The sequence below is a fragment of the Variovorax sp. OAS795 genome (assembly GCF_040546685.1).
Taxonomy (GTDB): Bacteria; Pseudomonadota; Gammaproteobacteria; order Burkholderiales; family Burkholderiaceae_C; genus Variovorax.
In genome coordinates this window covers 4,226,827-4,242,004 of sequence record NZ_JBEPOH010000001.1, presented here as the reverse complement: position 1 = coordinate 4,242,004, position 15,178 = coordinate 4,226,827, and the positions used below count along the sequence as shown (strand labels likewise).

The 15,178-nt window shown below is 65.5% G+C and carries 16 protein-coding genes and 1 tRNA gene; 15 read left to right on the top strand and 2 right to left on the bottom strand.

All coding sequences use genetic code 11. From position 1 onward, the window contains the following. Positions 1 to 61: 61 nt before the first annotated feature. Positions 62 to 1,123 carry a tRNA (adenosine(37)-N6)-threonylcarbamoyltransferase complex transferase subunit TsaD gene (gene tsaD, locus ABID97_RS20550; RefSeq protein ID WP_354400379.1) on the top strand — a complete coding sequence of 354 codons (1,062 nt, stop codon included), beginning with the start codon at positions 62 to 64 and terminating at the stop codon, positions 1,121 to 1,123. Here the strand turns inward: tsaD and ABID97_RS20545 are convergent. Both ABID97_RS20545 and ABID97_RS20540 read right to left on the bottom strand, forming a co-directional pair. Then, positions 1,059 to 1,817, bottom strand: coding sequence for an alpha/beta hydrolase-fold protein (locus ABID97_RS20545; RefSeq protein ID WP_354400378.1), 759 nt, complete (start codon positions 1,815 to 1,817; stop codon positions 1,059 to 1,061). The two genes, tsaD and ABID97_RS20545, sit on opposite strands and share 65 nt — an antisense overlap. A 190-nt stretch (positions 1,818 to 2,007) precedes the next feature. Further along, positions 2,008 to 2,379: an Hsp20/alpha crystallin family protein gene (locus tag ABID97_RS20540; RefSeq protein ID WP_354400377.1), complete on the bottom strand. Its 372-nt coding sequence runs from the start codon at positions 2,377 to 2,379 to the stop codon at positions 2,008 to 2,010. Positions 2,380 to 2,500: 121 nt separating this feature from the next. Here ABID97_RS20540 and ABID97_RS20535 point away from each other — a divergent pair, with 121 nt between their 5' ends. The 14 genes from ABID97_RS20535 to nuoF all read left to right on the top strand — a co-directional run bounded on the left by ABID97_RS20535 (position 2,501) and on the right by nuoF (position 15,112). After that, the gene (locus ABID97_RS20535; protein WP_354400375.1) at positions 2,501 to 3,781 is read left to right on the top strand and encodes a branched-chain amino acid ABC transporter substrate-binding protein; all 1,281 of its coding nucleotides are present in this window, start codon (positions 2,501 to 2,503) and stop codon (positions 3,779 to 3,781) included. Between the two features lie 10 nt (positions 3,782 to 3,791). Next, the gene (locus tag ABID97_RS20530) at positions 3,792 to 4,949 is read left to right on the top strand and encodes a pyridoxal phosphate-dependent aminotransferase (RefSeq protein WP_354400373.1); all 1,158 of its coding nucleotides are present in this window, start codon (positions 3,792 to 3,794) and stop codon (positions 4,947 to 4,949) included. Between the two features lie 114 nt (positions 4,950 to 5,063). Continuing rightward, complete coding sequence (rpsO, locus tag ABID97_RS20525; protein ID WP_007837783.1) at positions 5,064 to 5,330, top strand: 30S ribosomal protein S15; 267 nt, start codon at positions 5,064 to 5,066, stop codon at positions 5,328 to 5,330. A 217-nt stretch (positions 5,331 to 5,547) separates the two neighbouring features. Beyond that, entirely contained in the window at positions 5,548 to 7,872 is a 2,325-nt protein-coding gene (gene pnp, locus ABID97_RS20520) for a polyribonucleotide nucleotidyltransferase (protein WP_354400371.1), read from the top strand. Between the two features lie 94 nt (positions 7,873 to 7,966). Then, positions 7,967 to 8,965: an NAD(P)H-quinone oxidoreductase gene (locus ABID97_RS20515; protein WP_354400369.1), complete on the top strand. Its 999-nt coding sequence runs from the start codon at positions 7,967 to 7,969 to the stop codon at positions 8,963 to 8,965. 11 nt (positions 8,966 to 8,976) lie between these two features. After that, entirely contained in the window at positions 8,977 to 9,744 is a 768-nt protein-coding gene (tpiA, locus tag ABID97_RS20510; protein ID WP_503012786.1) for a triose-phosphate isomerase, read from the top strand. Between the two features lie 38 nt (positions 9,745 to 9,782). Further along, positions 9,783 to 10,199, top strand: a complete 417-nt coding sequence (gene secG, locus ABID97_RS20505) for a preprotein translocase subunit SecG (protein WP_354400366.1) — start codon at positions 9,783 to 9,785, stop codon at positions 10,197 to 10,199. A 117-nt stretch (positions 10,200 to 10,316) separates the two neighbouring features. Next, positions 10,317 to 10,401 (top strand) — tRNA-Leu (locus ABID97_RS20500). A gap of 68 nt (positions 10,402 to 10,469) precedes the next feature. Next, positions 10,470 to 10,829, top strand: a complete 360-nt coding sequence (locus ABID97_RS20495) for an NADH-quinone oxidoreductase subunit A (RefSeq protein WP_012748607.1) — start codon at positions 10,470 to 10,472, stop codon at positions 10,827 to 10,829. Positions 10,830 to 10,844: 15 nt separating this feature from the next. Then, positions 10,845 to 11,324: a NuoB/complex I 20 kDa subunit family protein gene (locus tag ABID97_RS20490; RefSeq protein WP_012748606.1), complete on the top strand. Its 480-nt coding sequence runs from the start codon at positions 10,845 to 10,847 to the stop codon at positions 11,322 to 11,324. Positions 11,325 to 11,337: 13 nt separating this feature from the next. Beyond that, positions 11,338 to 11,949, top strand: a complete 612-nt coding sequence (locus ABID97_RS20485; RefSeq protein ID WP_354400364.1) for an NADH-quinone oxidoreductase subunit C — start codon at positions 11,338 to 11,340, stop codon at positions 11,947 to 11,949. 1 nt (position 11,950) lies between these two features. Next, on the top strand, positions 11,951 to 13,204 hold the full coding sequence (locus ABID97_RS20480) for an NADH-quinone oxidoreductase subunit D (RefSeq protein WP_354400362.1): 1,254 nt from the start codon (positions 11,951 to 11,953) through the stop codon (positions 13,202 to 13,204). 10 nt (positions 13,205 to 13,214) lie between these two features. Beyond that, a complete protein-coding gene (locus ABID97_RS20475) occupies positions 13,215 to 13,772 on the top strand; it encodes an NADH-quinone oxidoreductase subunit NuoE family protein (RefSeq protein WP_354400360.1) in 558 nt (185 codons plus the stop codon). Then, entirely contained in the window at positions 13,772 to 15,112 is a 1,341-nt protein-coding gene (gene nuoF, locus ABID97_RS20470) for an NADH-quinone oxidoreductase subunit NuoF (protein ID WP_354400358.1), read from the top strand. Before ABID97_RS20475 ends, nuoF begins: the two co-directional genes overlap by 1 nt. Positions 15,113 to 15,178: the final 66 nt, after the last annotated feature.

Genomic DNA, 15,178 nt, shown 5'->3' with positions numbered 1-15,178 from the left:
TCGGTCGCGCCGCCGTACCCCCAGGCCGGCGCCGGTCGCACGGCCCGCCTAAACTCGCCCCATGCTCTTGTTGGGAATCGAATCCTCCTGCGACGAGACCGGCGTGGCGCTGGTGGAGTCGCGCGGCAGCGCGCTGCCGCTGCTGCGCGCGCACGCGCTGCACAGCCAGATCGCCATGCACCAGGCCTACGGGGGCGTGGTGCCGGAGCTGGCCAGCCGCGACCACATCCGCCGCGTGCTGCCGCTGACCGAAGCGGTGATGGCCGAGGCGGGACGCTCGCTGGCCGAGATCGACGTGGTCGCCTATACGCGCGGGCCCGGGCTCGCCGGCGCCTTGCTGGTGGGCGCGGGGGTGGCGTGCGCATTGGGCGCGGCGCTCGGCAAGCCGGTGCTGGGGGTGCATCACCTCGAAGGCCACCTGCTGTCGCCGTTCCTGAGCGCAGACCCGCCGGAGTTCCCGTTCGTGGCGCTGCTGGTGTCGGGTGGACATACGCAGCTGATGCGGGTTGACGGCGTCGGGCGCTATGCGCTGCTGGGCGAAACCATCGACGATGCGGCCGGCGAGGCCTTCGACAAGAGCGCCAAGCTCATGGGCCTGCCGTATCCCGGCGGCCCCTGGCTCGCCAAGCTGGCCGAAGAGGGCAATGCCACCGCCTTCAAGCTGCCGCGCCCGCTGCTGCACAGCGGCGACCTGGACTTTTCGTTCGCAGGGCTCAAGACCGCGGTGCTGACGCAAGCCAAGAAGCTCGGCGCCGGACTCGAGGCGAACAAGGCCGACCTTGCGGCATCGACGCAGGCGGCGATCGTCGAGGTGCTGCTGAAGAAGTCGATGGCGGCACTCGAGCAAACCGGCCTCCAGCGGCTGGTGGTGGCCGGCGGGGTTGGGGCGAACCGCAGCCTGCGCGAGCAGCTGAACGCCGCCTGCGCCAGGCGCGGCGTGCGCGTGCACTATCCGGAACTGCACCTGTGCACGGACAACGGCGCCATGATCGCCATGGCGGCCGCGATGCGGCTGCAATCAGGGCTGGCCGAGGCCAGCGAACGCTATGCCTTCGACGTCAAGCCGCGATGGCCCATGGCTTCGCTGATGGCATCCGGGACAGCCTTGCAGGCGAGCGCCTAGCAGCGGGGCGGGGCGAGCGGGCGAGCGAAGGCACGGGCAGCACGTCGAGCATGTTGCGCCACAGCTGGCGCCATTGCGGCCAGTCGTGGCCGCCTTCGGTCGTGAAGACGCGTCCTTCGGGCAAGGCATCGGCCAGCAGCTTGTGGTTGCTGGCAAAGCGGTCGTCCAGGCCAAAGCCGAGATAGAGCTGCGGCAGCTTCTGGGCTTGCTGGGGTTGCAGGTATTGCTGGAACCAGGGCCACAGCTTGCGGTCGACTTCCTCGTCGGGCTGGGGCCCGGTGGGAGCCTGCCACGTGCGCAGGCCGCCGGCCTTGTGGATCTCGGCGCCCAGGACGCGGCGCCCCAAATACGGGGCCAGCGCCACGATGCCGTCGACCGAGCCCGGCCGCGACAGTTCGTGGACCAGCGCGCCGAAGCCGCCGATCGAAATGCCCACGAGCCAGATCGACTTGTAGCCCTTGGCACGTTGCGGCGCGATGACGTCGGCATGCAGGCGTTCGCTGAGCGTCTGGTCGTAGTAGTAGGAAACGTCCGCGTCCACCAGCAGCGAGTCGGCTGCCAGGTGGCGCTCCCGCACGGCGCTGATGAAGCCTTCGCGCTCGAATTCGTCGGGTTTCAGGTATGCGCCAGGCAGGAAGACCAGGAGGGTGTCGGACCGTTCATTGTCCTTGGCTGGCTTGAAGTGCGTGATCATGGTGTGCCTTGAGGGGGCACCCGAATCCGCACCGCCGGGGATTCGGTGCGTTTGCGAGACGCCCACGAAGAGAAAAAATGTGAAAACGTCACATCATGTGACGTTATCCGCTGCCCTATTGTGAATAGGGAGTGCGTTCAAAGTCAAAAACAAAAGTGAACGACACTTTTCTCCCGCGGGCTTTGCAAGCTCAGTTGATCTGCAGGGCCGAAACCTGGCTCACCGGCACCTGCTTGCCGAGCTTCAGCGTGAGCACGCCATTTTCGAGCTTGGCCTCGCTGGCTGCCACGTCGATGTCCAGCGGCAGCTCGTAGGCAGCCTTGAACTGGCGCTTGGCGTCGGCCTTGCTGTCGATGCGGACCACGGCACCTTCGATGCCGATGCTGAGGTCTTCGCGCGAGAAGCCCGGCACATCGAGCGAGAGCGTCCAGCTCTTGTCGTCCTGTTCGACGAGCGGCGAACGGATGGCGCCGGTGAAGGCTTCGTTGACGAAGCGCTCGAAGGCGCGATCGTACGAACGGGGTGCGAAGCGGGCGGTGCGAAGGGTGGGGGCGAAAAACATGTGAGAACTCCTGAATGAACACAATGAGGACAAGAATGTGTGTCCCTTACACTGCGCGGCCATTCAATCCTGAGTGCCGCTTGCCACCTCATCTAGGCATGGCCGCACCCGTTTCAAGACAATGAACCCCCCCTTTATTTGGCGTCGCAAGGCCTTGAAATTTGCCGCGCTGGCGCTATGCGCAGCGCCGTTCGGTGCGCAGGCCCAGACGCCGCCCGCACCCCTCCGCCTCGCATTGATCGAGAGCATGAGCGGCCCGTTCGCCAACACCGGCGAGGCGGTGTTCCGCAACCTGCTGTGGGCCGTGGAGCGCGTGAATGCGCGCGGCGGCATCAAGCTGCCGGGTGGTGCACGGCCGCTGCAGCTCGACCGCTACGACAGCAAGGGACAGAACGAAGAGGCGCTGTCGGCACTGCGCGCGGCCATGGACGACGGCGCGCGCATCGTGCTGCAGGGCAACTCGTCGGCCACCGCCGCGGCCCTGGTCGATGCGATCGAGAAGAACAACGAGCGCGATCCCTCGCGGCGCGTGATCTTCCTCAATTACGCGGCCGTCGATCCGGCGCTCACCAACGAGCGCTGCAGCTTCTGGCACTTCCGCTTCGATGCGCATGCCGACATGCGCGTGGCCGCGCTGATGGAAGTGGTGAAGGACGATGCGTCGCTCAAGCGGGCCTACCTCATCGGCCAGGACTACAGCTTTGGCCAGGCGGTGCTGCGCGAATCGAAGCGCCAGCTGGGCGTGCAGCGGCCCGATGTGGAGATCGTCGGCGACGAACTGCACCCGATGGGCAAGGTGAAGGACTTTGCGCCCTACGCCAGCAAGATCCTGGCGAGCGGCGCACAGGCGGTGTTCACCGGCAACTGGGGCAACGACCTCACGCTGCTGGTGAAGGCGGCGCGCGAGGCCGGCTTCAACGGCACCTTCTACACCTTCTACGGCAACGCCCTGGGCGCGCCCGCGGCCATCGGCGACGCCGGCATCGGCCGCGTGATCGCTGTGGCCGACTGGCTGCCCAATGTGCAGACCGCGCAGTCCGAGGCGTTCTACCGCGCCTTCCGAACGCGCTTTCCCAAACCCGCCGACGACTACGTGCACATGCGCATGCAACTGCTCGTGGAGTCGCTCGCGCAGTCGATCGAACGCGCCGGCAGCGCCGACGCGGTGGCCGTGGCGCGCGCGCTCGAGCAGGCCGACGTGAGCCTCTACGGGCAGCGCGGCCGCATGCGCGCGGCCGACCACCAGTTCCAGCAGCAGCTGGTGGTGGGCGTGATGGACAAGCAGGGCAAGCCCGGCGTGCAGTTCGATGTCGAAGGTTCGGGCTACGGCTTTCGCGTGATCAAGACCATCGCCCCCGAGCGCGCCGAGCTGCCGACCAGCTGCAAAATGAAAAGAATCTAGGAACGACGACATGCGCGAAGCCATCCACAACCTCGAAGCCTCCAAGATCCGCGAGGTTGCCAACGCCGGGCTCGGCCGCGACGACGTGCTCGCCTTCTGGTTCGGCGAAAGCGACGAGGTCACGCCCGAAGTGATCCGCCAGGCGGCCATCGACTCCCTGCAGCGCGGCGAAACCTTCTATGCCCACAACCTCGGGCTGCCCGAGTTGCGCGAGGCGATCGCGGGCTACACCAGCCAGCTGCATCCGAGGGTCGATGCGGCGCGCATCGCCGTCACCTCCGGCGGCGTCAATGCGCTGATGCTCGCGGTGCAGGCGCTGGTCGATGCGGGCGACGAAGTGGTCGCGGTCACGCCGGTGTGGCCCAACCTCACGGCGCAGCCCGCCATCCTCGGTGCCCGGGTGCGCACGGTGTCGCTGGTGCCCGCCGGCGGCCAGTGGACGCTGGACCTGGCCGCGCTGCGAGACGCGGTCACGCCCAAGACGAAGCTCCTGATCGTCAACGCGCCCAACAACCCCACCGGCTGGACCATGACGCGCGAAGAGCAGCAGGCCGTGCTCGACCACTGCCGCGAGACCGGCACCTGGATCCTGGCCGACGAGGTGTACGAGCGCCTCTACTTCGAACCGACGCCCAACGGCTGCGCGCCCAGCTTCCTCGATATTTCCCGGCCCGACGACCGGCTGGTGGTGACGCACAGCTTCTCGAAGAGCTTCCTCATGACCGGCTGGCGCCTGGGATGGCTCGTGCTGCCGCCCGCGCTGGTCGACGGCATCGGCAAGCTGATCGAGTTCAACACTTCCTGCGCCAGCGTCTTCACCCAGCGTGCCGCCATCGCCGCCATCGCGCACACTGCCGAGATCACCCCTCGCGTGGTCGCCCACCTGAAGCAGTGCCGCGACACCCTCGTGCCCCTGCTGGCCGAACTCCCCGGCGTGCAGGTGGCCCCCGCCAAGGGCGGCATGTACGCCTTCTTCCGCCTCGAAGGCTTCGGCGATTCCCTCGACCTCGCCAAGCGCCTGGTCGTCGAAGCCGGCCTCGGCCTCGCCCCCGGCAACGCCTTCGCCCCCGAAGCCCAGGGCTGGCTGCGCTGGTGCTTCGCCTCCAAGGACCCCCAGCGCCTGGTCCAGGGCGTCGACCGCCTGAAAACCTGGCTATCCAGACAGTAAACGCGCAAGATCGGGGCGAGCTATAATTCCGAGGCTTTGCATGCCGCAAGGCGCACGGTGAGGGCAGTTCCAGCGCTCACCGCAAGTCAAACATCCCGGAACAAGGAAATCAACATGATCGCAGCCTCCATCAAGGCCGAAGTCGTCAAGGACAACGCCCGCGCCGCCAACGACACCGGCAGCCCGGAAGTGCAAGTTGCACTGCTGACCGCCCGTATCAACGAGCTCACCCCCCACTTCAAGACGCACGCCAAGGACCACCATGGCCGCCGCGGCCTGCTGCGCATGGTGAGCCGCCGCCGCAAGCTCCTGGACTACCTCAAGTCCAAGGACGCCGACCGCTACACCGCGCTGATCGCCAAGCTGGGTCTGCGCAAGTAAATCGAATCGCATGAAAAAACGCCTGGGTTAGTCCGCTAGCTCAGGCGTTTTTTACTTCGCGATCCACTTTCGGAGTGCCAAAACAGAGCGAAGCTGTGTCATTCCAATGAAGTTCCCGCCGAGCTTCGCTGGAATGGCATCGTGTTCTGAGAAGCCTCCGTCCCTGCGGAACCCGCATGCTGAATGCGGGTTGTCGCTATCAAAACAGGAGCAAAACATGAGCCTCTTCAACAAAGTCACCAAGTCCTTCCAGTGGGGCGACAAGACCGTCGTCATGGAAACCGGTGAAATCGCCCGCCAGGCCAGCGGCGCCGTGGTGGTCGACATCGACGGCACCGTGATCCTCGCCACCGTGGTCGCCTCCAAGACCGCCAAGCCGGGCCAGGATTTCTTCCCGCTGACCGTGGACTACATCGAGAAGACCTACGCCGCGGGCAAGATCCCCGGCAGCTTCTTCAAGCGCGAAGCCAAGCCCAGCGAACACGAAACCCTCACCAGCCGCCTGATCGACCGTCCGATCCGCCCGCTGTTCCCCGAAGGTTTCCTGAACGAAGTGCACGTGGTCATCCACACGCTGTCGCTCAACCCCGAAGTCGATGCCGACATCGCCGCCATGATCGGCGTGAGCGCCGCGCTGTCGATCTCCGGCATTCCGTTCAGCGGCCCGATCGGCGCTGCGCGCGTGGGCTACATCAACGGCCAGTACGTGCTGAATCCGGGCCAGACCGCCCGCAAGGATTCGCAGATGGACCTCGTCGTTGCCGGCACCGAAGCGGCCGTGCTGATGGTCGAATCCGAAGCGCAGCAACTCAGCGAAGAAATCATGCTGGGCGGCGTGGTGTTCGGCCACGAACAGGCCGCCATCGCCATCAACGCGATCCATGGACTCGTGCGCGACGCCGGCAAGCCGGTGTGGGACTGGCAGGCACCGGCCGAAGACGAAGCCTTCGTTGCCAAGGTCAAGAGCCTGGCCGAGGAAAAGCTCCGCGCCGTCTACCAGATCCGCAGCAAGCAGGCCCGCACGCAAGCCCTGCGCGAAGCCAATGCCAGCGTAATGATCACGCTGAAGGAAAGCGGCGAACCCTTCGACGCGGGCAAGGTCAACGACCTGCTGTTCTCGATCGAATCGAAGATCGTCCGCAGCCAGATCCTCTCGGGCGAACCCCGCATCGACGGCCGCGACACGCGCACCGTGCGCCCCATCGAGATCCGCAACTCCGTGCTGCCGCGCACCCACGGCTCGGCGCTGTTCACGCGCGGCGAGACGCAGGGCCTGGTCATCACCACGCTCGGCACCGAGCGTGACGCGCAGCGCATCGACGCGCTGGCCGGCGAGTACGAAGACCGCTTCCTGTTCCACTACAACATGCCTCCCTTCGCCACCGGTGAAGTGGGCCGCATGGGCTCGACCAAGCGCCGCGAAATCGGCCACGGCCGCCTGGCCAAGCGCGCGCTCGTCGCCGTGCTGCCGACCAAGGAAGAATTCCCGTACACCATCCGCGTGGTGTCGGAAATCACCGAGTCGAACGGCTCCTCGTCGATGGCTTCGGTCTGCGGCGGCTGCCTGTCCATGATGGACGCCGGCGTGCCGATGAAGGCCCACGTGGCCGGCATCGCCATGGGCCTCATCAAGGAAGACAACCGCTTTGCGGTGCTGACCGACATCCTGGGCGACGAAGATCACCTGGGCGACATGGACTTCAAGGTGGCCGGCACGACCAACGGCATCACCGCGCTGCAGATGGACATCAAGATCCAGGGCATCACCAAGGAAATCATGCAGGTCGCACTGGCGCAGGCCAAGGAAGCGCGCATGCACATCCTGGGCAAGATGCAGGAAGCGATGGGCGAGGCCAAGACCGAGGTGTCGCAGTTCGCACCGCGCCTGACCACGCTGAAGATCAACCCCGAGAAGATCCGCGACGTGATCGGCAAGGGCGGCGCGGTGATCCGCGGCCTGCAGGAAGAAACCGGCACGACGATCAACATCGACGAAGACGGCACCATCACCATCGCCTCGACCGACCCCGAAAAGGCCGAGCTGGCGAAGAAGCGCATCGAGCAGATCACGGCCGAAGTCGAAATCGGCAAGGTCTACGAAGGCCCGGTCACCAAGATCCTGGACTTCGGCGCGCTGATCAACCTCCTGCCCGGCAAGGACGGCCTGCTGCACATCAGCCAGATCGCGCACGAGCGCGTCGAGAAGGTGACCGACTACCTGAGCGAAGGCCAGATCGTGAAGGTCAAGGTTCTCGAGACGGACGAAAAGGGCCGCGTCAAGCTGTCCATGAAGGCCCTGAGCGAGCGTCCGGCCGGCATGGAGTACCAGGAGCGCCCGCCGCGCGAAGACCGTGGTGACCGTGGTGACCGTGGTGATCGCGGCGGCGAGCGCCGCGAGCGTTCGGACCGCGGCGACCGTGGTGGCGATCGTGGCGAGCGCGCACCGCGCTTCAACAACGAGCAGCAGCCGCGCAACGAGCAGCCGCAGGCGCCCGTGGGCGAGCAGCAGCCGCAGTACGCGCCGCGCGAGCCGCAAGAGTAAGCAGGGAAGGGTGCGGCGGCAGCCATGCCGCTGCCTTCTTTTTTGAACAGCTAACCACGCCCGCCATGCGGGCGTTCGTCGCAGGCCAAAGACCATGAAAGCCATTGAAATCACTTCGTACGGCGCCCCTGAGGTGCTGCGCGCCGTGGAGCGTCCCGATCCGGTGGCCGGTGCGGGCGAACTGCTGATTCGCGTCGCGGCCAGTGGCGTGAACCGCCCGGACGTGCTGCAGCGCAAGGGGCACTATCCGGTGCCGCCGGGTGCCTCGGACCTGCCGGGCCTCGAAGTCGCAGGCGAGATCGTCTCGGGCGATGCCGCGGCCCTGGCCGAAGCGGGCTTCAAGATCGGCGACCGCGTCTGCGCGCTGATCGCGGGCGGCGGCTATGCGCAGCTGTGCGTGGCGCCTGTGGCGCAATGCCTGCCGGTGCCCAAGGGCTGGAGCGACACCGAGGCGGCATCGCTGCCCGAGACCTTCTTCACCGTCTGGAGCAACGTGTTCGAGCGCGGCCGACTGCAGAAGGGCGAGACCCTGCTGATCCAGGGCGGATCGAGCGGCATCGGTGTGACGGCCATCCAGATCGCCAAGGCGCTGGGCGCCACGGTGATCGTCACGGCCGGCAGCGACGACAAGTGCGAAGCGTGCAAGAAGCTCGGCGCCGACCACGCCATCAACTACCGCACGAGCGACTTCGCCGAAGAAGCGAAGAAGCTCACCGGCGGCAAGGGCGTGGACGTGATCCTGGACATGGTGGCTGGCGACTACGTGGCACGCGAGATCGAATGCATGGCCGAAGACGGCCGGCTCGTGATCATCGCGGTGCAGGGCGGCGTCAAGAGCGACTTCAATGCGGGCCTGGTGTTGCGCAAGCGGCTGGTGATCACCGGCTCGACGCTGCGTCCGAGGCCGTTGGCATTCAAGGGCGCCATTGCCAAGGCGCTGCGGGAGAAGGTCTGGCCGCTGCTCGAGAGCGGCGCGATCAAGCCCGTGATCCACAGCACCTTTGCGGCCGCCGGCGAACCCAGCGGCGCCGCACAGGCGCATGCGCTGATGGAATCCAACCAGCACATCGGCAAGATCGTGCTGACATGGTGAGGGGCAACGACATGACGACAACCAACAAGAAGCTGATTGCCGGCAACTGGAAGATGAACGGCAGCCTGGCTGCCAACGAGGCGCTGGTGAAGGCCCTCCAGCAGGGCCTGGCCGCTGCCCCGGCCGCGTGCGACATCGCGCTTTGCGCGCCGGCGCCGTATTTCGCGCAGCTGCAATCGCTGCTGGCGGGCTCCGCCGCCATGGCGCTGGGCGCGCAGGATATTTCGGCGCACCCGCAAGGTGCGTTCACGGGCGAGCAATCGGCGGCCATGCTGAAGGAGTTCGGCGTGCGCTATGCGATCGTCGGCCACTCGGAGCGGCGCCAGTATCACGGCGAAACCGATGAGTCGGTCGCGGCCAAGACGGCGGCGGCGCTGGCGAACGGCATCACGCCGATCGTCTGCGTGGGCGAGACGCTGGCCGAGCGCGAGGCTGGCCACACCGAGGAAGTCGTCAAGCGGCAGCTCGCCGCGGTGATCCACGTCAACGGCCACTGCATCAGCGAGATCGCCGTCGCCTACGAGCCGGTCTGGGCCATCGGCACCGGCAAGACGGCCACGCCGGAACAAGCGCAGGCGGTGCATGCCGTGCTGCGCGCGCAGCTGCACCATGCCGCCAGCGAACACGCGGCCGGCATCCGCATTCTCTACGGCGGCAGCATGAATGCGGCCAACGCCGCACAGCTGCTCGCACAGGCCGACATCGATGGCGGCCTCATCGGCGGCGCCTCGCTCAAGGCCCCCGACTTTTTGCAGATCATTTCGGCTGCCGCCCGCTGACGCGGGCCGCGGCTGCCAATAATTAGGAGTAAGAACGAATGAATGTGGTCCTCAATCTTCTGGTCGGCGTGCAGATGCTGTCGGCCCTTGCAATGATCGGGCTGATCCTGATCCAGCACGGCAAGGGTGCCGACATGGGCGCGGCCTTCGGCAGCGGCAGCGCGGGCAGCCTGTTCGGTGCGAGCGGCAGCGCGAATTTCCTCTCGCGCACCACGGCCGTCCTGGCGGCTGTCTTCTTTGCCACCACGCTGCTGCTGGCTTACTTCAGCCATGCGCGGCCCACGGGCGGCGGCAGCCTGCTGGAGCGTACGGCGGTGGGTGCGCCGGCGTCGCCCGCCTCGACGCCCGCAGGGCAGATTCCTTCGGGCACTTCGGGTGGCGCGGCGCCTGCCAATGCACCGGCTTCGGCGCCCGCCGCACCTGTTTCGGGCCCGGGGCAGATCCCCAACAAATAATCAAGTTGTTTTCATGGAGTTGCCTGCAAGAAACGACTTCATTTCAGGGTAAACTCTAAAGCTGTTCGGAAAGCCAAACACCTTTCCAGGTACCTCATGCCATCCGAACAAAAAACCGCGGTCGTGGTGAAATTGGTAGACACGCTATCTTGAGGGGGTAGTGGCGAAAGCTGTGCGAGTTCGAGTCTCGCCGACCGCACCAAATCTCACTGGCAGAAAACCTCATCCAGAGCGTTTTCCTGCCAGTGGCAAGCGGTGAAAAATCTCCCGATGAACCTCGATTCCTATCTCCCCGTCCTTTTGTTCATTCTGGTCGGTGTCGGTGTAGGCGTCGCACCGCAAGTCATCGGCTACATCCTGGGCCCCAACCGGCCCGACGCTGCGAAGAACGCTCCCTACGAGTGCGGCTTCGAGGCCTTCGAGGATGCGCGCATGAAATTCGACGTGCGCTATTACCTCGTTGCCATTCTCTTCATCCTGTTCGATCTCGAGATTGCCTTTCTCTTTCCGTGGGCCATCGCGCTCAAGGAAATCGGCGCCGTCGGCTTCTGGGCCATGATGATCTTTCTCGCCATCCTCGTCGTGGGCTTTGCCTACGAGTGGAAAAAAGGCGCGCTCGACTGGGAATGACAAGGAATCGACAAAATGGCCATTGAAGGCGTCATGAAGGAAGGCTTCGTCACCACCACCTACGACTCGGTGGTGAACTGGGCGAAGACCGGATCACTCTGGCCGATGACATTCGGCCTGGCTTGCTGCGCGGTCGAAATGATGCACGCGGGCGCAGCCCGCTACGACATCGACCGCTTCGGCATGCTGTTCCGGCCCAGTCCGCGCCAGTCCGATCTGATGATCGTGGCCGGCACGCTGTGCAACAAGATGGCGCCGGCGCTGCGCAAGGTCTACGACCAGATGCCCGAGCCGCGCTGGGTGCTCTCGATGGGCTCGTGCGCCAATGGCGGTGGCTACTACCACTACAGCTATTCGGTGGTGCGCGGCTGCGACCGCATCGTGCCGGTCGACGTCTATGTGCCGGGTTGCCCGCCCACCGCCGAGGCTCTGCTCTATGGCGTGATCCAGCTGCAGCAGAAGATCCGCCGCACCAACACCATTGCCCGCGCCTGAGAGATTGCCGACGATGACCGACTTTGCAATTTCGCCGGAGGTGCTGCGCGCCATCATCGCTGAGACCCTTGGCGCACGCGCCAGGAGCGTCACGCTCGCCCTGGGCGAGGTGACCGTGGTGGTCGGCGCCGATGTGTACATCGAGGCCGCCACCCTGCTGCGCGACGCGCCCGGCTGCCGCTTCGAGCAGCTGATCGACCTTTGCGGCATGGACTATTCCGACTACCGCGAAGGCGCATGGGAGGGCGCGCGCTACTGCGTCGTCACGCACCTGCTTTCGGTGAGCCTCAACCAGCGCGTGCGCCTCAAGGTGTTTGCGCCCAACGAAGACCTGCCCGTGGTCGATTCGCTCCAGCCTGTCTGGAACGCCGCCACATGGTTCGAGCGCGAGGCCTTCGACCTCTACGGCATCGTGTTCGAAGGACATGACGACCTGCGTCGCATCCTGACCGACTACGGCTTCATCGGCCATCCGTTCCGCAAGGACTTCCCGGTGTCCGGCCACGTGGAAATGCGCTACGACGAAGAACAGAAGCGCGTCGTCTATCAGCCGGTATCGATCGAGCCCCGCGAAATCACGCCGCGCGTGATCCGCGAAGACAACTACGGCAGCGGTTTGCACTGATATGGCCGAAATCAAGAACTACACACTCAACTTCGGTCCCCAGCATCCTGCAGCGCACGGCGTGCTGCGACTGGTGCTCGAGCTCGACGGCGAAGTGATCCAGCGCGCCGATCCGCACATCGGCCTGTTGCACCGCGCGACCGAGAAGCTCGCCGAATCGCGCACTTTCATCCAGTCGCTGCCGTACATGGACCGTCTCGACTACGTGTCGATGATGAGCAACGAGCACGCCTACTGCCTCGCCATCGAGCGGATGATGGGCCTGGACGTGCCGATCCGCGCGCAATACATCCGCGTGATGTTCGCCGAGATCACCCGCCTGCTGAACCATCTCTTGTGGCTCGGCGCGCACGGCCTGGATTGCGGTGCGATGAACATGCTCATCTACTGCTTCCGCGAGCGTGAAGACCTGTTCGACATGTACGAAGCCGTGTCGGGCGCGCGCATGCATGCGGCGTACTTCCGTCCGGGCGGCGTCTACCGCGACCTGCCGGATGCGATGCCGCAGTACAAGGTCAGCAAGATCAAGAACGCGAAAGCCATCGAGCGGCTCAACGAGAACCGCCAGGGCTCGCTGCTCGACTTCATCGACGACTTCTGCAAGCGCTTCCCGAAGATGGTCGACGAGTACGAGACGCTGCTCACAGACAACCGCATCTGGAAGCAGCGCACCGTAGGCATCGGCGTCGTGACGCCGGAGCGCGCGCTGAACCTGGGCTTCACCGGCCCCATGCTGCGCGGCTCGGGCATCGAATGGGACCTGCGCAAGAAGCAGCCCTACGACGTCTACGACCAGATGCAGTTCGACGTGCCGGTCGGCCGGACCGGCGATTGCTACGACCGCTACCTCGTGCGCGTGGAAGAAATGCGCCAGGCCAACAAGATCATCCAGCAGTGCTCGGCCTGGCTGCGCGCCAACGACGGCCCGGTGATCACCAGCAACCACAAGGTGGCTGCGCCCGCACGCGAGTCGATGAAGGCGAACATGGAGGAGCTGATCCACCATTTCAAGCTCTTCACCGAAGGCTTCCATGTGCCCGAAGGCGAAGCGTATGCCGCCGTCGAGCACCCGAAGGGCGAGTTCGGCATCTACCTGGTGAGCGACGGAGCCAACAAGCCGTACCGCCTGAAGATCCGTGCACCCGGCTTCCCGCACCTTGCCGCCCTCGACGAAATGTCGCGCGGCCACATGATTGCCGACGCTGTCGCGGTGATCGGCACGATGGACATCGTGTTCGGCGAAATCGACAGGTGAGAAAGAGCGAATGACGACTTCCTCGACCCACCATGACACGGCGCCTTCGGCGCCTTCTGCTCCTCTGAAGCCCGCGATCCTCGAGCGCTTTGCGCGCGAGGTCGCCAAGTACCCCGAGGCCGGCAAGCAGTCGGCGGTGATGGCCTGCCTGGCCATCGTCCAGCAGGACGAGGGCTACATCAGCATGCAGCGCGAGCGCGAGATCGCCGAATACCTCGGCATGGCGCCCATCGCCGTGCACGAGGTCACGACGTTCTACAACATGTACAACCAGCACCCGGTGGGCAAGTTCAAGCTCAACGTGTGCACCAACCTGCCGTGCCAGCTGCGCGACGGTGTCACGGCGCTCGTGCACCTCGAGAAGAAGCTCGGCATCAAGATGGGCGAGACCACGGCCGACGGCCTGTTCACCCTGCAGCAGAGCGAATGCCTGGGCGCCTGCGCCGATTCGCCCGTGATGCTGGTCAACGACCGCACCATGTGCAGCTTCATGAGCAACGACAAGCTCGACCAGCTCATCGAAGGGCTGCGCGCCTCGGCCGGCAGCGCCAAAGGAGAGACTGCGTGATGTCGCCCGAACAAGTGCTCCAGCAATTCCAGGCCACGGGTGTCCAGACCTGTTTCCATGGCCGCCACATCGAGCCGCAGATCTATGCCGGCCTCGACGGCACCAACTGGCGCCTGGCCGACTACGAAGCGCGCGGCGGCTACAAGGCGCTGCGCAAGATCCTCACCGAGGGCCTCACGCCCGACCAGGTGATTGCCGAGGTCAAGGCATCGGGCCTGCGCGGCCGCGGCGGCGCGGGCTTTCCCACGGGCCTGAAGTGGAGCTTCATGCCCCGCCAGTTCCCGGGGCAGAAGTACCTCGTGTGCAATTCCGACGAAGGCGAGCCGGGCACCTGCAAGGACCGCGACATCCTGCAGTTCAACCCGCACATCGTGATCGAAGGCATGGCCATCGCCGCGTATGCAATGGGCATCAGCGTCGGCTACAACTACATCCACGGCGAGATCTTCCAAAGCTACGACCGCTTCGAGGAAGCGCTCGAGGAAGCGCGCGCCGCCGGCTATCTCGGCGACAAGATCATGGGCAGCACGTACAACTTCCAGTTGCACGCCGCACACGGCTTCGGCGCCTACATCTGCGGCGAGGAAACCGCGCTGCTCGAATCGCTCGAAGGCAAGAAGGGCCAGCCGCGCTTCAAGCCGCCGTTCCCGGCGAGTTTCGGCCTGTACGGCAAGCCCACCACCATCAACAACACCGAGACCTTCGCGGCGGTGCCGTGGATCATCAACAACGGTGGCCCGGCGTACCTCGAGTGCGGCAAGCCGAACAACGGCGGCACCAAGATCTACTCGGTGAGCGGCGACGTCGAGCTGCCCGGCAACTACGAAGTGCCCATGGGCACGCCGTTCTCCAAGCTGCTGGAGCTGTGCGGCGGCGTGCGCACGGGCCGCACGCTCAAGGCCGTGATCCCGGGCGGATCGTCTTCGCCGGTGCTGCCGGCTTCCATCATGATGGAATGCACGATGGACTACGACTCCATCGCCAAGGCCGGCTCCATGCTGGGCTCGGGCGCAGTCATCGTCATGGACGACAGCCGCTCGATGGTGGAGTCGCTCAGGCGCCTCTCGTACTTCTACATGCACGAATCCTGCGGCCAGTGCACGCCGTGCCGCGAAGGCACGGGCTGGCTTTACCGCGTGGTGGACCGCATCCACAACGGGCAGGGCAGGGCGTCCGACATGGACCTGCTCAACTCCGTGGCCGACAACATCCAGGGCCGCACGATCTGCGCGCTCGGCGACGCGGCGGCCATGCCGGTGCGCGCCATGATCAAGCACTTCCGTCACGAGTTCGAGGCGTTGATCCCGGGCTACGTCCCGAAGGCGCCGGTCCAGGCATGAACCGCCGGGCCGTTCCCAAGGTGAATACCGCAGCCGAAGGCGGAGGCTGTCCGTTGGCGCGAGAAG

Excerpts from the sequence above, each read along its gene's own strand:
- ABID97_RS20540 (WP_354400377.1), bottom strand. The coding sequence starts at position 2,379 with ATGTTTTTCGCCCCCACCCTTCGCACCGCCCGCTTCGCACCCCGTTCG.
- pnp (WP_354400371.1), top strand. The coding sequence starts at position 5,548 with ATGAGCCTCTTCAACAAAGTCACCAAGTCCTTCCAGTGGGGCGACAAG.
- secG (WP_354400366.1), top strand. The coding sequence starts at position 9,783 with ATGAATGTGGTCCTCAATCTTCTGGTCGGCGTGCAGATGCTGTCGGCC.
- nuoF (WP_354400358.1), top strand. The coding sequence starts at position 13,772 with ATGTCGCCCGAACAAGTGCTCCAGCAATTCCAGGCCACGGGTGTCCAG.
- ABID97_RS20530 (WP_354400373.1), top strand. The coding sequence starts at position 3,792 with ATGCGCGAAGCCATCCACAACCTCGAAGCCTCCAAGATCCGCGAGGTT.
- rpsO (WP_007837783.1), top strand. The coding sequence starts at position 5,064 with ATGATCGCAGCCTCCATCAAGGCCGAAGTCGTCAAGGACAACGCCCGC.
- ABID97_RS20485 (WP_354400364.1), top strand. The coding sequence starts at position 11,338 with ATGACCGACTTTGCAATTTCGCCGGAGGTGCTGCGCGCCATCATCGCT.
- tpiA (WP_503012786.1), top strand. The coding sequence starts at position 8,977 with ATGACGACAACCAACAAGAAGCTGATTGCCGGCAACTGGAAGATGAAC.
- ABID97_RS20475 (WP_354400360.1), top strand. The coding sequence starts at position 13,215 with ATGACGACTTCCTCGACCCACCATGACACGGCGCCTTCGGCGCCTTCT.
- ABID97_RS20480 (WP_354400362.1), top strand. The coding sequence starts at position 11,951 with ATGGCCGAAATCAAGAACTACACACTCAACTTCGGTCCCCAGCATCCT.
- ABID97_RS20490 (WP_012748606.1), top strand. The coding sequence starts at position 10,845 with ATGGCCATTGAAGGCGTCATGAAGGAAGGCTTCGTCACCACCACCTAC.
- ABID97_RS20515 (WP_354400369.1), top strand. The coding sequence starts at position 7,967 with ATGAAAGCCATTGAAATCACTTCGTACGGCGCCCCTGAGGTGCTGCGC.
- tsaD (WP_354400379.1), top strand. The coding sequence starts at position 62 with ATGCTCTTGTTGGGAATCGAATCCTCCTGCGACGAGACCGGCGTGGCG.
- ABID97_RS20545 (WP_354400378.1), bottom strand. The coding sequence starts at position 1,817 with ATGATCACGCACTTCAAGCCAGCCAAGGACAATGAACGGTCCGACACC.
- ABID97_RS20495 (WP_012748607.1), top strand. The coding sequence starts at position 10,470 with ATGAACCTCGATTCCTATCTCCCCGTCCTTTTGTTCATTCTGGTCGGT.
- ABID97_RS20535 (WP_354400375.1), top strand. The coding sequence starts at position 2,501 with ATGAACCCCCCCTTTATTTGGCGTCGCAAGGCCTTGAAATTTGCCGCG.